We start from the raw sequence: 17,423 nt of genomic DNA on the forward strand, positions 1-17,423 counted from the left end.
TCCATGCACGGCTTGCAGGGGTGGGCTGAGGTCTTGGCGCTACTGCTCGCGGGGGTGATCGCCTATATTCCTCTCATCGAAGCGAACGAAGCGCCAAGGACTGGCAGCTGAGCTTCGAAAGCCCAAGGAAAGGGGATCATCATGAACGTAGCACGCTCTTTCAACAACTGGCTCAAGTACCGGCAGACGGTCTCCGAACTGGGCCGCATGTCCTCGCGTGAACTGCGCGACCTCGGCATCGAGCGCTCGGACATCCAGAGCATCGCACGGACTGCCTACGGCCGCTAATCGCGCCTGAGACCACTGACCAATTCATGACGCGCCTGCTCGGCAACGAGCGGGCGCTTTTGTTTTGTCGGTCCATCGGCTGCGAGGCGAAATCGACGGTTGGCCAAAGGGTGGCCGCGTCACGTCTTTGGCCGAGCTGATTTCCCTGGCGGCTACGCTCGTCTTGGTACCATCCTTTATTGAAACGACGCCGTGTCGCAATGCGCGATCCTGTTCTGCCGCGCAGGACCGATCACGACCCCAAATAGCCAGGTCCGCTCCAGTGGCGTTGCAGGCGTCATTGTGCGGGCTGCGGCACCAGGCGGCGGCGTGCCTTGGTCCTGCTTGGCGGGGCAAGCGGAAGCGATGGTCGTTTCGTCAATGCTTCGATCGCAGCCGAAGTCATGTCCGATGCAACGAAGTCGGCACCCGGAACTTGCTCCTGGCTGGCATCGGGCTTGCGCTGGCCCGCTGCGTCGTCGGCTGAGGTATCCCAGATGACGATACCCACCCTTGCCCGGGTGTTGACGCGCTTCAGCCGGCGCACGACGAAGCGGGCGTGCTTGATCGAATCCTGATTGAGAAAGCAGACGATGATCGCATCGACGGCATCGGTCTTGAGCTTTCGGATATTGGCCGGTTCGATCTCGTGAAAATTCAGCGCCGTCGCCGACGCCCCTTCAGCGCGAAGCACCTGGGCGAGCATGGCGGCCGAGACGTCGTCGATCTCGCCTCTGCCGCCGACGCAAAGGATGGTCATGCCTTCGCCGTCCGGAATGGGCTGGCTGGCAGCTTCGCTCTTCTCATCGTCGTTTTCGAGCTCGTCGTCCTGACTTTCCTCGATCGCGACATCCTCGAGGTTGGACACCAGCGACAGGCCGCTTGCCGCCACGCGCAGCCGCTGCTCGTCGCTCATGACGCCGCGGGCGCGGTCCTGTTCCGCCAGCGCCAAAGCGGGGATTGCCACTGCGCGGTAGTAATCGACGAGATACTCGTCTTCGAGGATCTCTTCGGCCTGATCGGTCGCTTCATCGGGATCGCCGGCCAAAAGCCGCTGGTAGAGGCGTGCGTGCGGCGCCAGTACCGGGTCGCTGCCGAAAAGCACCTGCAGAAACTCGAACTGCGGTACATGCTTGCCGAGCACGACAAGACAGACCGTCAGCGGCGTCGACAGGATCAGGCCGACAGGGCCCCAGATCCAAGCCCAGAAGATCGCTGACACGATGATCGCCAGCGGCGACAGCCCTGTCTTGGAGCCGTAGAGCATCGGCTCGATCACATTGTTGATCACCAACTCCATCGCGATGAACAGCCCGGCTGTCCACAAAAGCATCGACCAGCCGCTGTCGACTGCAACCGACAGGAACAACGGCAGCACCATCGCAATGATAGGCCCGATATAGGGAACGAAGCGCAGGACGATCGCCAGCAACCCCCACAGTACCGCATTGGGTATGCCGATGAACCAGAGGCCGATGGCAACGGGCAGGCCATAGGCGGTGTTGACGATCAACTGCATCAGCAGGTAGTGGCCGACGCGCGTGCCGGCATCCTGCAGGCCCTCGGTGGTTCGATGCAGGTCGCCGAAGCCGGCGAGCCGTATGAACCGGTCCCTGAGATCCTCCCGCTCCAGCAGCATGAAGATGACGACGACCACGACCAAGCCGGCCATCGCCACTGGTCCAACGAGCGGCGCGATGATGTTGGTCAGGACCTGGATCGGATTGTCGCGCGAATAGATCTCGACCAGCAGCGGGTCTCTCTTCGGGCTTTCAACGCCGGTGGGCGCCTCCGCCGTCGGCCGATCTATCTCGCGGTTGATGCGTTCGATGACATTGCCAATGCGATCGACGATGCTGTTTTCGGCACCGGCCTCCTTCAGTTCCTTCACCTTGGTGACGATGTTGGATTGATAGGCGGGAAGGTTTTTCGCCAGTTCTGCGACCTGCAAGGCGACCACGAGGCTGAAAATGCCGATCAAGGTAAAGGTGATCAACGCGGTGGAGATCACCGCAAATGCGCGGGGTAGACCGATGCGGCGCAGGGCCGCGACGACGGGGGCAAGCGCGAAGGTCAGGAGCAGCGCGACCGCGATCGGCAGAAAGACGTCGCGGGCCAGATAGAGGATGGCAGCGGCGCCGACGAGGGTCAGCGATGTCGGCATGGCCGGGCGCACGCCCTGCATCGAGGGCGCACCGAGATCGCGGATCTGATCGATTGCCTTGCCCAAGTCTATTCCCTCTCGGATTTGTCAGAAGCTATCACGAATGACGGTGTCGTAAACGTTGCGCCTACCGACCGGCCTGCCGTTAGACGAACGGAAACAGTGAAGCGTCCGGGTCGGCATGCCCCAGGATGCTCGACGAGATGATTTCGGCGGCGATCTGGCTGAAGGTGATGCCGTTGCCGCCATAGCCCATGGCTGCGAAGGCATTCCGCATGCCCGGAACACGCCCGATCATCGGCAGGCCCTGCGCGGTGACGCCGAAGGCGGCGGCCCATCGATAGTCCGGCTCGCCGATCTTCATCCCGAGGAGGTCGGAAAGCTTCTGGCGCAGGATCTCGGACTTCGCCTTCAGCTTTGCCGGATCCCGGAACGCGTCTGCGCTTTTCTCGTCTTCGCCGCCGACGATGATGCGGCCGTCTCGCGTTGAGCGAAAGTACAGATACGGATCGGCGCCTTCCCAGACGAGGTAGTCATCGAGCCATTCCGGCCGCGGATGACGGGGCCTGGTCGCCAGTGCCCAGGTCGAGACGATGGCATGGTTCTTATGTGCCACAGCCTCCAGAAACTCGTAGCCGGTGCAGAAGACCACGTGGGTCGCGGTGATGATCTGGCCATCGGATGTCGCGACCGCATTTCGGCCCTCGATCTCCCGGATATCGGTGATCTCCACGTTTTCGACGATGGGGATGTCGTTGGCCTGAGCGTGGCGGAGGAAGCCCGATGTCAATTGGGCCGGATTGGCCGATGCGGAGATTCTCGTCTCGATAGCCGCGGTGCGATCGATGTCGAATCTCGCGTGCAGATCCGCCTGGGACAGAAGCGTCGCTTCGAGCCTTGCCTCCGCCCGCGCTTCCACTTCCGCCTGAAGTGCACGGGCGCCATAGCTGGAGCCTGAAAGGAAAAGCGTGTTCTTTCGCTCGAACTGGCAGGAGATCCGCAGGGCGTCGACCAGAGATGCGAGGTGTTCGACGGCTTTCGCCGAGCGTTGCCAGATGCGCGCGGCGTTGTCCGCGCCAAGCACCCGGTTCAATTGGTGCAGCGGCACGTCGATTTCGTGCTGGATCATGGCTGTGCTGGCCATGCTGCTGCCGCTGATCGGCTTTCGACGGTCGACCATCAGCACACGTAGCTTGTGCCCGATGAGGGCGTTGGCCATCAGCGCGCCGCTGATCCCGGCGCCGACGATCAGCACGTCGACATCGTGAGCAGAGACCCGTTTCCGCGCGCGTACCGCGTGGTGCGGCCTATCGGCCCACAGAGGCTCGGCCTTCCGAAGATCCCGTTTGCGGGTCAATGTGTGCAAGTGTTCCTCCAGGTCAGCGCATTCGGGCCAGGTCTGCGCATTCGGGCCAGATCTCCGCATTCGGGAATGCGCAGATGCGGATTAAGTTCCGCCCCGACGTCCTCAGGCTGTCGACGCCGATACACGGCGCAGCGCCAGGTACTCCCACAGGGCGACGATGAACAGAACCGCCGTCGCCACGGCCTGAACGACGTAGTTGGGGGCAACTGGCACGATGAGGACCGCGACCGCCAGAAGCACGAGCCCGGCGATATGCGAGACCGGGAACTGGCGCGTGGCGACGGCCTTGATCCAGATGTTTCCCCCGAGGAAGAGAGCCGGGCCGCCGAGCATGGCAAGCGCGTGTTTCAGTGAGCTGGGTTCCTCGGCATGCGACAGGCTGAAATCCTCCCCGACCGCAGTCAGGATGATCCCGGCGACAACAGGCAGGTGACCATAGGTGAACAGATTGAGTGCGACGGTTTCCGGCCTCGATGTCGCCTCTGCTTTCGATGCGGCCATTTCTTGGCCGTGGTGGAAATAGATCCACCACATGAATCCGGTGCTGAGGAATGCGCTGCAAAACACAGCAAAGGTCATGTCATCCGTCATGTGCTCCGTCGCGTTGCGGCCGGTGGTCAGAATGGTTTCGCCGAGACAGATGATGACGAACAGCGCGCAGCGCTCCGCCATGTGAGCGCCGGACACATCCAGGGTCTCGTCGGGCGATCTGCCGAGAAAAGGCACGTAGTACCGGAGGGCCGGCGAGGCGTATTCGACGAGCAGGGCAAGTGTCCACAGGACCAGGCGCCCTTCGAGCGCCATCAGCCCGCCGGCAAGCCAGAAGGCACTCGATAGCAGCATCCAAAGGGTAATGCGCAGAAAGGTCAGGAACGATCGCCGATCGGAATGGCGAAAGGCATAGAGGGTGAAAACCGACCGGCAGATCTGCATTCCGCTGTAGATTGCCGCAAACACCAGACCTTGATCGCCAAATGCTTCGGGCAGGGCGATCGCCAGCAGGACGCCCGCAAACATCAGCCCGAACAGCAGCAGACGGACAGGCTCCTTCTCGGTATCGAGCAGGTTGGTCACCCAGGTCGTGTGGATCCAGACCCACCAGACGGCAAGGATCAAAAGAACAGCCTCGATGATGGCCGTGGCGCTGAAATCGGACGCGAGCTTGTGGGCGAGCTGAATGAGCGCGAAGACGAAGACGAGGTCGAAGAACAGCTCGGGAAAGCTCGCCCGCGTCTGGTCGGCATCCGCTTTCCTGATCCAGTCACTTTTCTGATTGCTCGCCATTCAGGTCGCCGATGCTGATCCGATCAAAACTCGAACGGGAACTAGGGCGTTGTCGAAATTCAACAACGGCAGTTTCTGGATGGGGTGAAGGAACGTGATCGGCGAAGTGCACAATGTTGATGCCTTCCGGCGCCTCGTCGGCCTTGTGCTCAGTGCGAACGGTAGCAGGTCCTGCCTGAACCTTCGGGCGCGACAAGCGTTTGGCTGGGCGCTGTCGTGAAACCGGCGGGCTTCGTCGCGCCCGGTTGATGTCCTTTTTGGCGCAGGTAACATATTCAGCTGATTGGATAATTTTCATTTTCTTCTGCGGTGAAGCAGGAACCATCGCCAATCACCCGCGTTGTCCCAGCATCGATCAGTGACCGACCAAGGAGACAAAGATGAAAAGAATGATCGCCGCGACGGCCTTTCTGATGGCAGGTGCGCTCGGTGCATACGCCCAGACGCCGACGCCTTCACCCGAGGCCGAAACCCCCGCTGTAGCGACGCCCGATACCACAAATCCGACTGCACCGGTGGCCGGCGCCAACAGCTTCACCGAAGAGCAGGCGCGCGCCCGGCTGCAGGAAGGCGGCTACACCGCCGTCAGCGGATTGAAGCTCGACGACAAGGGCATCTGGCAGGCGGCTGCCACCAAGGACGGAAAGCCCGTGAACGTCGCACTCGACTACCAGGGCAACATCGTCGCCAACTGATGTTGGCCGGAAGATCAGCAAACCCATTCAAGGACAAATCGATATGAAAACTGTTTCAGGACTGTTCGACACCTATGACCAGGCTTCGCAGGCCGTGCGCGAACTGAAGGCATTCGGCATCCCCGATGATGACGTCAGCATGGTCGCAAGCAATGCCGAGGGTCGATACAAGGTTGATGATGCCGAAGGCGCTGCAACGGGTGCCGGAACTGGCGCCGGGCTCGGCGCTGCCGTCGGCGGCGCAGGCGGTCTTCTGACCGGCCTCGGTCTGCTGGCGATTCCAGGCGTCGGTCCGGTCGTGGCGGCCGGCTGGCTGGCGGCGACGGCTGCAGGCGCTGCCGCCGGTGCCGTTGCCGGAGGCGCGGTCGGCGGCATCATCGGTGCGTTGACCGATTCCGGCGTGCCGGAAGAAGACGCCCACGTCTACGCCGAGGGCGTTCGCCGTGGCGGCACCTTGGTGACGGCGCGTGTCGCAGACGATGACGTTGCGCAGGCAGAGGCCATCCTCAAGCGCTCCAACTGGGTCGATCTCGAAGACCGCCGTTCGGCTTACCGCGCGGAAGGCTGGAGCAGGTTCGACGAGAGCCTCGATCCCTATAGCCCCACGCAGGTCGAAGAACAGCGGGCACGCTACGCCAACCGCTAGCTGCACGCCAGCATGGGAACGCCAGGTGGCCGGCCGATCGGTCGGCCCCTGTTTTTTGTTTCACGCCGTTCACGTCTGCCCCGGAGGTCATCCTCTAAGATGAGCCGTGCCGGCGCGCCGAACCGTCAAGGAGATAGGACATTGGCAAGCCCCGAAGAGCTCAAAAGAAAATTCTGGAAAACGTTGAAATCGGACATGACCGTGATGCTTGGTTTGCCTGAAACGGAGCATGGGCACACGCGTCCGATGACCGCACAGGTCGAGGGCGAGCACGGTCCGATCTGGTTCTTCACCGTTCGCAGTGCCGCCGTCGCCCAGAATGTGCGCACGGACACGCCTGCCATGTTCGCCTTCGCGTCGAAGGATCACGAGCTGTTTGCGACCGCTCACGGCACGCTTCGCCTCGACAACGACCGCGCCGTGATCGACCGGCTGTGGAACCAGTTTGTCGCCGCCTGGTACGAGGGTGGCAAGGACGATCCCGAACTCGCGCTTTTGCGTTTCGAGCCGAGCCAAGCCGAAATCTGGCTCAACGAGACCAGCCTGTTTGCGGGCATCAAGCTGCTTTTGGGCAGCGACCCGAAGGAGGCGTACAGGGAGAAAACCGCGAAGGTGGAACTCTCCTGAGCGTCTCGCCAAAACGCGTGTGGCGGGGATTTGCCCGCCGCACGCGTTTGCTTGAGTGTCGATGATGCTGTCATCACTCGTTCGACACACGGCCATCCTGCCGTGAGGGCTACTTCGCTTCCGTCAGCGTTTCAGTCCCGCTTCCATCCTTGCCGGTGATCGTCCAGGTGCCGTCAAGCGAGCCGTCGCCGTTGACCTTGTAGACGATGAGGCCAAGGGCATCGCCGAGCACATAGGCCGCGGCAAAGGCATCGCCGTTCAGCATGCAGACGCCTGTGGATTTCACGCCGGCCGTGTCCCATTCGATGACGCAGGTGGTTTCGCTGGCAAGTGTGATTTCCGCGGTTCCGGAATAGCTGGAACCGTCCAGGTTCGTGCCTTCGACGGTGTACTTGCCGGCGTTGACGGTCTGGGCGTTCCCGGCCGCGGCCGCGCCGAGAAACAGCGCCGCGGTGAGCAACATTCTCTTCATAAGTCCCCCAAGAAACCCGCGCGCCCCTCGCGCGGTTCGCAATTGTTACGCACAAACCATGACGTTTGAAACGGTCCGCAAGGTGGGCCCGCATTCATTTTTGGTGGCGTCGCCTGGTGCCCGGCCTGGGTTGCTGAAAATGGCAGCTCCGACCTGATCAGAAGGAGCGTTGCGGGTTGTTTCTGCCGTCTGACAGTCTTGCCTGCTCATCCCAAGCCGACAGCAGCGACATGATCTCCAGCGAATCGGACAGGCGTGGCGCCGGGCGCGGCGCTTCCTTCACGCCCGCCCTCAGGCAGCTCTCGACCAGCTTCACCTGATGGCCGAAGGCGTCGTGATCGGAAAGCACGACGATCTCTTCTGCCGGATGACCATATTCGCAAAGCTCCATCCGGTTTTCGCCCGCCACCGGCAGCCAGGGGTTGGTGAGAAACCGCAGGCTGCCGCGCTCCCCGTGGATGGAGAACGCGAAAGACATGCCGAAGCTGTCGGTCGATTGCAGCGTGGCGAGAACGCCGTTGTCGAAACGGACCGAAAGGCTTGCATCGCAGATGTTGCCGTCATGCGGCGAGACGTTGCCGAAAGCGCTGGTCACCCGGGTTGAAAAGGCATCCGGCCCGCAGGCCGTCTGGATCACGTAATGCAGCAGCGAAGCCGGGTAGCAGCCGAGATTGAAGATCGTGCCTTTGCCCATCGGGTTGACGAATTTCCAGATGTCGGCGGCGTATAGCCCCGAAACCGACCGGATCGCACCGAGCCGACCGGAGCGCAGGATTTCGCCGGCCTTGGCCATCAACGGATGGCAGAGATACATCAGGCCTTCGAGAAAGAAGATGCCTCTGTCGCGCACCGCCTGTGCCAGAGCGTCTGCTTCGGCCATCGTTGTGGTCAGCGACTTCTCCGACAACACGGCCTTGCCCTTTGCCGCAGCGCGGATCACCGCCTCATGGTGCAAGTTGTTGGGCAGGCCGACATAGACGACATCGATGGCAGGGTCGTCGAGCAGGGCGTTGTAGCCGGAATAGTGCTTGGCAATACCGTGCCGGGCGGCAAAGTCGGAAAGACGCAACTCATCGCGGCCCGCCACCGCCTGGATGCGCGAACCGTCGCTTGCGGTGATGGCCTCGGCCATGGTGTCGGAAATGAAGCTCGTTCCAAGAATTCCCCAGCGCAGCATGTGTCCGTTCCCTCAGCGGTTCAGTTCGAGATAGGCGGATGCGACCATGGCGTCGATGTCGCCTGGGACCGGCACGACGCACATCGAAGCGTCGAGCGTCCGGCTCGCCACCCTCTCCAGGCAGCGGGCCTGGAGCGCAAAGCCGAGATCCATGGATTCGACCGAATTGCCAAGGGCCCTTGGCCCGGCAAGATTGGCCATGTGGCCTGCGCCGAGACTGTGGACGCGCCGTCCATCGGCAAGGGCGAGCGTCTCGATGCCTTCGTCGAGGTAGTTTTCCGTCGACACCACCGCGGTGTCGGCGCGCATGCCGGCGATGTCGATCTCGTGCGGGAAATGCCCGCCGTTGAGGAGAATGACGCCGTTCTTGAACGCCGCGAGGTCGCAGGCCGTTAGGATGTTCGCGGAGCCCGTAACCGTGACAATGACGTCGGCCGAGCGTATGGCGTCGTCGCGCCTTGGGGTCGAGAAGCCGTCAAGATGGGCTTCGAGTGCGGAGACCGGGTCGATGTCGACGACGCTGACGGCGCTGTAGGCGTTGCGGAAGCAGGCAGCGGTGCCCTTGCCGCAGGCGCCATAGCCGAAAACGGTCACGCGCTTGCCATTGGTCGAGCGATTTGTGAACCGCATGTAGCTTTCGAACAGGCTTTGGCCAACTGCATGGCGGTTTTCCGCGAACTGCTTGATGGGGCTGTCGTTGATCACCAGCACAGGCAGGCCAATCGCCTCGCGCATCGGCAGTAGCTTGGCTCGCCCGGAAGTGGTCTCTTCCGTACCACCGAGCAATGTCGCGTAGGGCCGTTCTGCGAACCGGGCGAAAAGGTCGCCGCCATTGTCAAGCAGCAGGTCGGGTTGATGATCGAGCAGTTCGTTGATGAAGCCCGAATGCGCAGCCGCATCGGTGGTCTGCCCGCCGATGACGGTGATGCCCTCACGTCTCAGATAATCGACCGTCGCCGGCTGGGTGCTGTTTAGATTGCCGGTGACGACGAGTTTCGCGCCGCCTGCCTTGAGCGTCATCAGCAGCGCCACCGTCTTCGGCTCCAGATGGATTGCTGTTCCGATCGTCAGGCCGTTGAACGGGCGCGTCGTCTCAAACTCGGCGGCAATGGTGCGCAGCAGGGCGCAGCTTTGCCCAACCCACTCGATGCGGGACGGATGGCTGGGAGTGGTCATGGCGAGGGTCCTGACTGTCTGTGGTGCCGGCAGCATAGTCCGGGCAACATGCCCACGGGCAGAGACATTAAACTGCGGCGGAGGGCAGTTTTCCTTCCAGGTTCTACTCCTCTGCGAGAAGCCAGGCCCGAAGCGCTGCGATCGGCTTGCGATCCCTGTCGGCGATGCGACAGCAGAAACGATAGCCGGTCGGCCGGCTAACGAAACCAAAGGGCGCTTCGAGCGCGCCGGAGGCAAGCTCAGCCTCGATCGATGCCGCCGGGGCAATGGTGACGCCGAGCCCGCTGCGGGCGGCACTGAGGGCCAGCGTCAGGTCGTCCACCTCGATGCGCTTGCGAAAGCGGATGGGTGGATTGCCGCTTTCGCGAAACCAGTCGTCCCAGAGATACGGCACGTTGCGGGCGATCAGCGCCGTCATGTCTGCCAGATCTGCGGGCGACGGTTGTCCGGCTGCAAGCACCGGGCCGAACCGATCGGCCATGAAGGCGACTGCCGTTATATCGGGGAGCGGCCGGTACTCTCCGCCGACGATCAGGGCGTCGATTTCGGGCATGTCGGTCAGCGACTGGGTGACTGCAACCGGGATGATGTCGACCTCGAGCCCAGGAACGGCGCTCGACAGTGCCGCCAGACGTGGCATCAGCCATGCGGATGCCATCGGCATTGGAACACCGAGCCGCAGCCGGACCGTGCTACCGCTCGACGAAATCTCCTCCGCGGCCCGAGACACGATGGCAAAGGCGACGCCGACGGCATCGGCGAGCCTTTGCCCGGCCGGATTGAGCGTCACCCGTCCGCTTTCGCGATCGAGCAGTGCAAAGCCGAAATGTTCCTCAAGGCTTGCAAGCTGCTGGCGTACGGCACCGGGCACGACACCGAGCTCGATCGCGGCCGCGCGCAGGCTACCGCAGCGGGCGAGCGCATCGAAGGCCCGCAGCGCGTTTAGCGGCGGCAAAGGGCGCGGCGATTTCTGGAGCAGATCATCTGTTGGCATAATGCCCTCCGCCGACATCGGAGCCTGGTGCATAAACCAAGAGGCTACCCGCTGTCGAACGCGGCATTCGCACTTGCGGTTCGAATGGCTCCGGGCCTCACGAGAACGCTGATGGATGTAGCTTAGAAAAATTGAATATTTCGAAGGATTTTTGCGACAGCATCGCCTTGAGCCAAGTCCGTGCAGCCTGCCCTTTCGTTTATGGGCAGAAGAGACAAGGGAAGAAGTCAATGCCTGGATACCATCGTCATGAGCGTACCGCCTAGTCGTGCCGGCGCGGATGCACCCGTGAAAAACGCGGTGCGGTTCTCGCTCGATCAACTCAATCTCATCCTGGCGGCGCTGCCCGATCCCGCTTTCATCCTGACGCGCAGTGGGCGCTATGCCGCCCTGTTTGGTGGATCGGATCACCGCTACTATCACGACGGAAGCAATCTTGTCGGTCAGAGTGTCTTCGACGTCTTGGCCCATGACAAGGCGCGCTGGTTTGCTTTGGAGATCGAGAAGGCGCTTTCTTCGCGGGCGTTGCACATCGTCGAATACAGTCTCGCCGGCAGCGACGTTAGGGGCCTGGAGGAAGCCGGCCCCGACCACCCGATCTGGTTTGAAGGACGGGTGCAGGCCCTCGATTTCCCCGTCGACGACGAAGACGCGGTGGTCTGGGTTGCCAGCAACATCACGGAAAAGAATGCCGTCGAGCATCAACTGCGCCTGCAAAGCGAAACCGATCCGCTGACCGGGCTCTACAATCGCCGAAAGCTGCTCGATGTGCTTGCAGTCGAGTTCGATCTCTCCTCCAGCAGCCGCACACCAACATCCCTTCTGATGTTCGACGTCGACAACTTCAAGGCGGTCAATGACGAGCTGGGGCATTCCGTCGGCGACGAGCTGCTGGCGACGATTGCAACTGTCTGCCGACGCGCATTGCGGTCCGGCGATGTCCTGGCGCGCCTGGGCGGCGACGAGTTCGTGGTGTTGATGCCGGCAACGACAAGCGGCGAAGGTGGCCTCATTGCCAACGGGTTGCGTGAGCAGATCTCACTGGAGCTGCGGAGCAAGCTGGCGCTTTTCTCCACGATTAGCGGTGGGCTCACTGAAATTTCCCGGTCCGACGCCAGCATCGGCGATATTTTGCGGCGGGCCGACGATGGCCTCTACCAATCCAAGCGCAACGGCCGCAACCAGATCACCATCGTTTGATGCGGCGCCGGCGAGCGGCCCAGTGCGGTGACGTCTCTGCGATAGCTGTCGATTGCACAGCGGCGTGCAGACATGGATCGATGTGACGGCGAGTGAGCCGGCGGGCGAGGACAGGTGGCGGCAAGGGCTTGCGATCTCCACCTTTTGCTCAATGCCGAACCCTTGCAGCGCGTGGTACGTCCAGAAGGACTACGCGTCTGTCCGGATGACGGATGCATTGCCGCAGCCATGCCCGTTTTGCTTAGTTGACCGTTGCGGGGCGCGCACCGATCCTGTCGCTCAAGGACAGGATGGGGGCAGCTATGTGTGAGGCGTGGCAGCGATCGCTGATCGAAGAAGACGAACTCGTCAAAAAGGCAGCGACAACCATTCCGAGGCTGCTGCAGCATCCGGGCATCACGCTCGACCAGGCTTCCCGGCTGCATGTGAACATTGACGAGTGCGTGGAGCGGATGGACGCGCTGATCTTGGCGCTCGAGGAGAACAGCGTCGACCGATCCTGGATCCAGATGGCGACGACGATCAGAAACAGCTGGGAGACACTCGCCGAAGACGCGGCGAAGAAGGTTCTCGTCTTCAGTGGCACTTCCGAGGCTGTCGTCCGCGACGACACCATGCGGAAGGTTATGGGCGGCTAGTCCCGCAGTCTGCAAACAGCGGCACGGCCATATCCGGCAACCGCATGTTGGCCATAAGCTATTGTCGTCGGAACGTGCTGTTCTCTCTGGCAGGGCGCCGGCGATCAACTGCCCACTTAGCCTCCTGCGGCCGACACCGGCCACGTCCGTCCATTCCCCACCCGGGCCAATCGTCACATGTCATGCCGCGACTGTACCGCGTTCGTGGTCTGCTGCTTCCGGCTGGAGGCGTGTCTGGCCTCACGCAGCGGCGCCATGCCGGTTCGATGTCCAGGTTGCGGTGATGGCCTGATGTAGCCTCTTCAGACGTGCGGAAACGCCATGGCCACCGGTGGTTGGTGATGCCCGTTGGTTGTGGTGATAGTCATCCGGCATCTCTTGAACTGGGCGGCCTTGCGCCGTTCACGTCACCTCGTGGGTGCAAGGGCACCCCCCGTCGATCATGGCGGCGATTGAGACACACTCGCCGTCTTCCGCGGCAAAAGTTGGTGTTCGGTCGAATTTTAAACTTGACTATTATAGGCATGTTTTCAATTTTACGCCCGTTCGCGCAAAGCACCACGCGCGGACGAACCCGTTCCCGGCCAGGATCCCATGACGACCGAGACCCAATCCGAAACGCGCGTCGATATCTTTCTTGCCCACCGTCCGGCGCTCATCGCCTATGCGGTTCGTCTGCTCGGTTCGCGCGATGCTGCCGAAGATATCGTCCAGGACGCGTTTGTTCGGTTCCTGCCTTCCAGCACCCGATCGGTTTCGAAGGGCCAGCTCCTCGCCTATCTCTACCGTACGGTCAGGAACCTTTCGCTCGACGTTTTGAGGCGCCGGAAGGTGGCCGCAATCGGTCATCAGGACGACGTCCCATTCTGGTCGGTTCCTGCCGACGTGCAGACGCCGGAACAGTCGGCTTTGCTGTGCGACGACATCAGGCGGATCTCGCAGATCCTCTCCGAACTGCCGGTTGAAGCGAGGGTGGCTGTCGAGATGCATCGCTTCGGCGGCTACACGCTTGACGAAGTAGCAGCCCATCTCGGCATCTCCACGGCCAGCGCGCATCGCTACGTCACCGCGGCGATGATGAAGGTTGCCACAGCACTTCTGGTCAACGCGACTTAAAGTGGTCGCTCCCTGAGAAAAAAAAGCGCGTCATTCGTCTTTGTCAAAAGAGGGATTGTTCGGGTAGAAGTGCCTCTGAAGAGGCCAGACCGGCGTAGGATGTCATTGACCCAAGATCAGCAAATCGCAGCTGTTACCCTGGAAGAAGCCATGGACTGGTTTCTGCGGTTGAAGGCTGAGCCCAATTGTCCCGATCTGGCCGCGGATTTCCAGCGCTGGTTGCATCGCTCTGATGATCATCGGCGGGCGTGGGAGTATGCGCTTCGCACATGGCAGCTTATGGGGGAAGTCGCCCCGGTGCATGAGCAACTGTGGGCGGACGCACCGCGCGCCAACGTCATTCCGATCACCGGCCGCCGCTGGCGCCGGCCGGTGATCGCCTCCGCCGCTGCTATTGCCGCCACCCTGTTCCTCGTCCTTGCAGGCCCGTCGCTGCTGATCCGCCTTCAGGCGGACCACATCACCGCCACCGGCCAGAATGCCAGGGTGGCGCTGGAGGATGGAACGGTCATCGAGCTTGGCGGTGACAGTGCCATCAAGACCGAAATGACGGCCGCCGGTCGCCACGTCACTCTGCTTGCCGGCGAAGCGTTTTTCGATGTCGCACACAATCCGGCGCGCCCTTTCACGGTGGAGGCTGGAGGCGTCGAGGTTTTGGTCGTCGGCACCGCGTTCGACGTCCGGCTTGCGGGTGAGGAAACGACCGTCGAGCTGGAAAGGGGCGTCGTCCAGGTGTCGGTCGCTGAAGCCAGGGAAATGCCGGACTTCCGGCTGCTTCCAGGCGAGATGGCTGTCGTAAACAGGAATGACGGTGCGGTTACCCGCAATACCATCCAGCCCGATCAGGTCGCCGCCTGGCGCAGCGGACGGATCTTCGTCAAGGATGCTTCCATCGGCGCGGTCGCCGAACAGCTTCAACGCTATCATTCGGCGTGGATCGCGGTGCCGGATCGAAAGCTCGCCGGTCTCAAGGTCACCGGTCTCTACGACCTTCACGATCCGGACAGTGCCTTGAAGGCGCTGGTCGAGCCCTATGGCGGCCGCGTGCGGGCATTTTCGACCTACGGTCGCCTGCTGACGCAATACTGAAAATCCTGACAAAAAGATTCAATTTATCTGAGAAAAAAGATGCAGGTCCTCGTCTTTGTTGGAAGGCGCTCGGCAACGGGGCGCAGTTCAAGGAGATGAGAGTACGATGTGCATATCGCAAGGCCGCAAGGGATCCCGTCGTTTGAAGTGGGGCGACGACGGCGGGCGTCCGATCGGACGGCTGATGGCAACGACGGCAATGGCGATCTGCCTGGCCTCGACGCTGACTTGGCCGAGCCCAGCACTTGCGCAGGATGCAACGTCCCAGGCGAGCGCTGCACGCAGCTTCAACGTGCCCGCCCAACCGCTTGCCGATGCGCTGAACGTCTTCGGCCGGCAATCGGGCCTGCAGGTGACGCTCGCCGCTTCGGTCTCGCGCGGCGTCATGTCCAAGGCTGTCGTCGGTACCTACGCGCCGGAGGAGGCGCTTGCACGGCTGCTTTCGGGCACGGGTATCGAACATCGCATCTCTGGCGGCCGGACGGCTGTCATCGGGACAGGCGCGGCCGGCGGCGGTGCGGGGGTTGTGCCGGCCGATGGCTCCACGGCGCTTGATCCGATCTCGGTGTTCGGGAACGCAACTGGGGTCGGTGAAATCGTTATCAGCCAGAGAGATCTTGAACTGCGCAACCCCGCGACGATCGCCGACGTCTTTCGCGGAGAGCCCGGCATCTCGGTGGGAAGCTCGCTGCCGATGTCGCAGAAGGTCTATGTCCACGGTATCGAGGAAACCAATCTTGCCGTCACCATGGATGGCGGCCGCCAGAACAACAAGGTCTTCCATCACAACGGTACCAACCTCATCGATCCGAGCCTGCTGAAAGCGGTACGGGTCGACGCCGGCATTGCGCCCGCGGACGCAGGACCGGGCGCGCTCGGCGGCGCCATTGCCTATGAGACGAAGGACGCCCGCGACCTGCTCGACGGCGACGGATATGGTGGGTTCGTCTCGTCCAACTACAATTTCAACGGCAAGGTTTTCCAGACCGGGATTTCCGCCTATGGCATGCAGGAAGGGCTGGAGTTTCTAGGCTATTTCAACTTCGCCAAGGGCGATGAGTTCAAAGCTGGAAACGGCAGCATCGTTGAAGGCACAAGCACCGATCTGCTGAGCGGGATAGGCAAGGTCGCCTACGAGTTTGAGAGTGGCGATCGGTTCGAGCTCAGCCACGAGCGTGTCTATGACGATGCACCGCGCCCGTTCCGCGCCAATACCGGCTTCATCAGCGGTCGCCCGCCGTGGGAACCGCGTGTGCGCGACTATACGCTCGACCGGCAGAACACGGTCTTCTCCTATACCGACAGCACGCCTGAGGGCTGGTGGGATCCGACCGTGGTGCTGGCCTACAGCTCGACCCGGCTCGAGATTCCGATCTTTCCCCGGCCGGTGGCGCCAAGCACGGTATCCGTTCCCTATCCCGGTGCCGGCGAAACCGGAAGCTTCAACGGCAAGTTCGAAAACCGGTTCGGCTTCGATCTCGGCAGCATCACCGCGGGCGTCGATTTCTACAACGACAAGGCGGATCTCGAAGATCCTTTCGACGCCTCGACGGAGCGCGCCCGCAATGTCGGCATCTATGCGCAGGCGCGGCTGGAGCCCTGGGAACGCACCCGTCTTTCCTTCGGCATGCGCGGCGACCAGCAATGGTTCACCGGCACGACAAATGAAAAGTGGGACAATGCCGGTTTCAGCGGCAATATCTCCGGCGAATATGACCTGATCGAGGACCTGCTGACGGCGAAAGCCGGCTACTCCCACGTCTGGGCCGGGGTTCCGCTTGCCGAAAACTTTATCATGAACCCGCGATGGAATTACGGGGACGGACCGGAAACGAGCAAAGCCGACAACTACGCCTTCGGCCTTGTCGCCAAGCATGACGGCTTTACCGTGGAGGGCAGCCTGTTCCGCACCGATATCGACAACGCGCGCACCGCCAAGTACGCGGTGGTAAGGGCGATCGAGAACCATGACGTGCGCTCGAAGGGCTTCGAGCTTGGTGCGGGCTATGACTGGGGTGACGGATATTTCAAGGTCAAATACGCCAACATCGATGTTTCGATCGACGGCAAGCCGGCCGACTCCGACACCGGGATCTATCTGGCAGCACCTGCCGGCCAGTTCATCACGCTGGTGGCGGCGCATAGCTTCATCGATTGGGGCGTCACCGTCGGCGGCGATGTCGAGATCGCGCTCGACAATGATGATGTCGTGGTTGGAACGCCGACGCTCGAAGGCTACAAGGTGTTCAACACCTTCGTCGAATATCAGCCGCCGAGCCACAGCAACCTGACGCTGCGCGCCGAAATCAAGAACGTCTTCGACGAGACCTATTCGGAGCGCGCCACTTATGGCCAGGAATTCGGCACGGTCACGCCACTCTACGAGCCTGGTCGCTCCTTCATCCTGAGCGCCAAGGCGACATTCTGAAATGGTATCAAAGGAAGAGGCATCGCCGATGCCTCTTCCTCTTTGCCGGCAGGTTGCTCCAGCCGTTTGTCTAATATGTTCGTG

General features: G+C 61.9%; 17 protein-coding genes. 9 read left to right on the forward strand and 8 right to left on the reverse strand.

Features of this window, described 5'->3' with window-relative positions; translation table 11 throughout:
- The first annotated feature begins 141 nt into the window (after window positions 1-141).
- Window positions 142-288, forward strand: coding sequence for a DUF1127 domain-containing protein (locus AC07UR_RS06140; protein WP_077502675.1), 147 nt, complete (start codon window positions 142-144; stop codon window positions 286-288).
- A 277-nt stretch (window positions 289-565) separates the two neighbouring features.
- Here the strand turns inward: AC07UR_RS06140 and AC07UR_RS06145 are convergent, their stop codons facing one another.
- The 4 genes from AC07UR_RS06145 to AC07UR_RS06160 form a co-directional block, all read right to left on the reverse strand.
- Window positions 566-2,497 carry an AI-2E family transporter gene (locus tag AC07UR_RS06145; RefSeq protein WP_412728342.1) on the reverse strand — a complete coding sequence of 644 codons (1,932 nt, stop codon included), beginning with the start codon at window positions 2,495-2,497 and terminating at the stop codon, window positions 566-568.
- Window positions 2,498-2,576: 79 nt separating this feature from the next.
- Window positions 2,577-3,797: an NAD(P)/FAD-dependent oxidoreductase gene (locus AC07UR_RS06150; RefSeq protein WP_234941671.1), complete on the reverse strand. Its 1,221-nt coding sequence runs from the start codon at window positions 3,795-3,797 to the stop codon at window positions 2,577-2,579.
- A gap of 102 nt (window positions 3,798-3,899) precedes the next feature.
- Window positions 3,900-5,081 (reverse strand): low temperature requirement protein A, encoded by a 1,182-nt coding sequence (locus AC07UR_RS06155; RefSeq protein WP_209789307.1) that lies wholly within the window; start codon window positions 5,079-5,081, stop codon window positions 3,900-3,902.
- A complete protein-coding gene (locus AC07UR_RS06160) occupies window positions 5,059-5,406 on the reverse strand; it encodes a hypothetical protein (protein ID WP_209789308.1) in 348 nt (115 codons plus the stop codon). Before AC07UR_RS06160 ends, AC07UR_RS06155 begins: the two co-directional genes overlap by 23 nt.
- 55 nt (window positions 5,407-5,461) lie before the next feature.
- Between AC07UR_RS06160 and AC07UR_RS06165 the strand changes: the two genes are divergently transcribed.
- From AC07UR_RS06165 to AC07UR_RS06175, 3 genes are all read left to right on the forward strand, one after another.
- Complete coding sequence (locus tag AC07UR_RS06165; RefSeq protein WP_173421514.1) at window positions 5,462-5,776, forward strand: PepSY domain-containing protein; 315 nt, start codon at window positions 5,462-5,464, stop codon at window positions 5,774-5,776.
- Between the two features lie 43 nt (window positions 5,777-5,819).
- A complete protein-coding gene (locus AC07UR_RS06170) occupies window positions 5,820-6,422 on the forward strand; it encodes a hypothetical protein (protein WP_173421515.1) in 603 nt (200 codons plus the stop codon).
- Between the two features lie 99 nt (window positions 6,423-6,521).
- Window positions 6,522-7,049 (forward strand): pyridoxamine 5'-phosphate oxidase family protein, encoded by a 528-nt coding sequence (locus AC07UR_RS06175; protein ID WP_268833706.1) that lies wholly within the window; start codon window positions 6,522-6,524, stop codon window positions 7,047-7,049.
- A gap of 109 nt (window positions 7,050-7,158) precedes the next feature.
- Here AC07UR_RS06175 and AC07UR_RS06180 read toward each other — a convergent pair whose 3' ends face one another.
- The 4 genes from AC07UR_RS06180 to AC07UR_RS06195 form a co-directional block, all read right to left on the reverse strand.
- Complete coding sequence (locus AC07UR_RS06180; protein WP_173421517.1) at window positions 7,159-7,521, reverse strand: hypothetical protein; 363 nt, start codon at window positions 7,519-7,521, stop codon at window positions 7,159-7,161.
- Window positions 7,522-7,678: 157 nt separating this feature from the next.
- Window positions 7,679-8,698, reverse strand: a complete 1,020-nt coding sequence (locus AC07UR_RS06185; RefSeq protein WP_209789311.1) for a Gfo/Idh/MocA family protein — start codon at window positions 8,696-8,698, stop codon at window positions 7,679-7,681.
- Between the two features lie 12 nt (window positions 8,699-8,710).
- The gene (locus AC07UR_RS06190) at window positions 8,711-9,874 is read right to left on the reverse strand and encodes an adenosylhomocysteinase (RefSeq protein ID WP_209789313.1); all 1,164 of its coding nucleotides are present in this window, start codon (window positions 9,872-9,874) and stop codon (window positions 8,711-8,713) included.
- A gap of 103 nt (window positions 9,875-9,977) precedes the next feature.
- Window positions 9,978-10,868 carry a LysR substrate-binding domain-containing protein gene (locus AC07UR_RS06195; protein ID WP_209789315.1) on the reverse strand — a complete coding sequence of 297 codons (891 nt, stop codon included), beginning with the start codon at window positions 10,866-10,868 and terminating at the stop codon, window positions 9,978-9,980.
- A gap of 249 nt (window positions 10,869-11,117) precedes the next feature.
- Between AC07UR_RS06195 and AC07UR_RS06200 the strand changes: the two genes are divergently transcribed.
- From AC07UR_RS06200 to AC07UR_RS06220, 5 genes are all read left to right on the forward strand, one after another.
- On the forward strand, window positions 11,118-12,068 hold the full coding sequence (locus AC07UR_RS06200; protein ID WP_209789317.1) for a GGDEF domain-containing protein: 951 nt from the start codon (window positions 11,118-11,120) through the stop codon (window positions 12,066-12,068).
- Between the two features lie 302 nt (window positions 12,069-12,370).
- A complete protein-coding gene (locus tag AC07UR_RS06205) occupies window positions 12,371-12,706 on the forward strand; it encodes a hypothetical protein (protein ID WP_173421522.1) in 336 nt (111 codons plus the stop codon).
- A 594-nt stretch (window positions 12,707-13,300) separates the two neighbouring features.
- Window positions 13,301-13,822, forward strand: coding sequence for an RNA polymerase sigma factor (locus tag AC07UR_RS06210; RefSeq protein WP_173421523.1), 522 nt, complete (start codon window positions 13,301-13,303; stop codon window positions 13,820-13,822).
- Between the two features lie 150 nt (window positions 13,823-13,972).
- Window positions 13,973-14,911, forward strand: coding sequence for a FecR family protein (locus AC07UR_RS06215; protein ID WP_209789716.1), 939 nt, complete (start codon window positions 13,973-13,975; stop codon window positions 14,909-14,911).
- Between the two features lie 106 nt (window positions 14,912-15,017).
- Window positions 15,018-17,339, forward strand: a complete 2,322-nt coding sequence (locus AC07UR_RS06220; protein ID WP_209789319.1) for a TonB-dependent receptor — start codon at window positions 15,018-15,020, stop codon at window positions 17,337-17,339.
- The last annotated feature ends 84 nt before the right edge of the window (window positions 17,340-17,423 follow it).

Source organism: Ensifer sp. GW821-FHT05G01, assembly GCF_059419585.1.

Coding starts and splice junctions, on each gene's coding strand:
- AC07UR_RS06210 (WP_173421523.1), top strand. CDS start 13,301: ATGACGACCGAGACCCAATCCGAAACGCGCGTCGATATCTTTCTTGCC.
- AC07UR_RS06140 (WP_077502675.1), top strand. CDS start 142: ATGAACGTAGCACGCTCTTTCAACAACTGGCTCAAGTACCGGCAGACG.
- AC07UR_RS06160 (WP_209789308.1), bottom strand. CDS start 5,406: ATGGTTCCTGCTTCACCGCAGAAGAAAATGAAAATTATCCAATCAGCT.
- AC07UR_RS06220 (WP_209789319.1), top strand. CDS start 15,018: ATGTGCATATCGCAAGGCCGCAAGGGATCCCGTCGTTTGAAGTGGGGC.
- AC07UR_RS06185 (WP_209789311.1), bottom strand. CDS start 8,698: ATGCTGCGCTGGGGAATTCTTGGAACGAGCTTCATTTCCGACACCATG.
- AC07UR_RS06190 (WP_209789313.1), bottom strand. CDS start 9,874: ATGACCACTCCCAGCCATCCGTCCCGCATCGAGTGGGTTGGGCAAAGC.
- AC07UR_RS06170 (WP_173421515.1), top strand. CDS start 5,820: ATGAAAACTGTTTCAGGACTGTTCGACACCTATGACCAGGCTTCGCAG.
- AC07UR_RS06175 (WP_268833706.1), top strand. CDS start 6,522: ATGAGCCGTGCCGGCGCGCCGAACCGTCAAGGAGATAGGACATTGGCA.
- AC07UR_RS06195 (WP_209789315.1), bottom strand. CDS start 10,868: ATGCCAACAGATGATCTGCTCCAGAAATCGCCGCGCCCTTTGCCGCCG.
- AC07UR_RS06155 (WP_209789307.1), bottom strand. CDS start 5,081: ATGGCGAGCAATCAGAAAAGTGACTGGATCAGGAAAGCGGATGCCGAC.
- AC07UR_RS06200 (WP_209789317.1), top strand. CDS start 11,118: ATGAGCGTACCGCCTAGTCGTGCCGGCGCGGATGCACCCGTGAAAAAC.
- AC07UR_RS06165 (WP_173421514.1), top strand. CDS start 5,462: ATGAAAAGAATGATCGCCGCGACGGCCTTTCTGATGGCAGGTGCGCTC.
- AC07UR_RS06180 (WP_173421517.1), bottom strand. CDS start 7,521: ATGAAGAGAATGTTGCTCACCGCGGCGCTGTTTCTCGGCGCGGCCGCG.
- AC07UR_RS06205 (WP_173421522.1), top strand. CDS start 12,371: ATGTGTGAGGCGTGGCAGCGATCGCTGATCGAAGAAGACGAACTCGTC.
- AC07UR_RS06215 (WP_209789716.1), top strand. CDS start 13,973: ATGGACTGGTTTCTGCGGTTGAAGGCTGAGCCCAATTGTCCCGATCTG.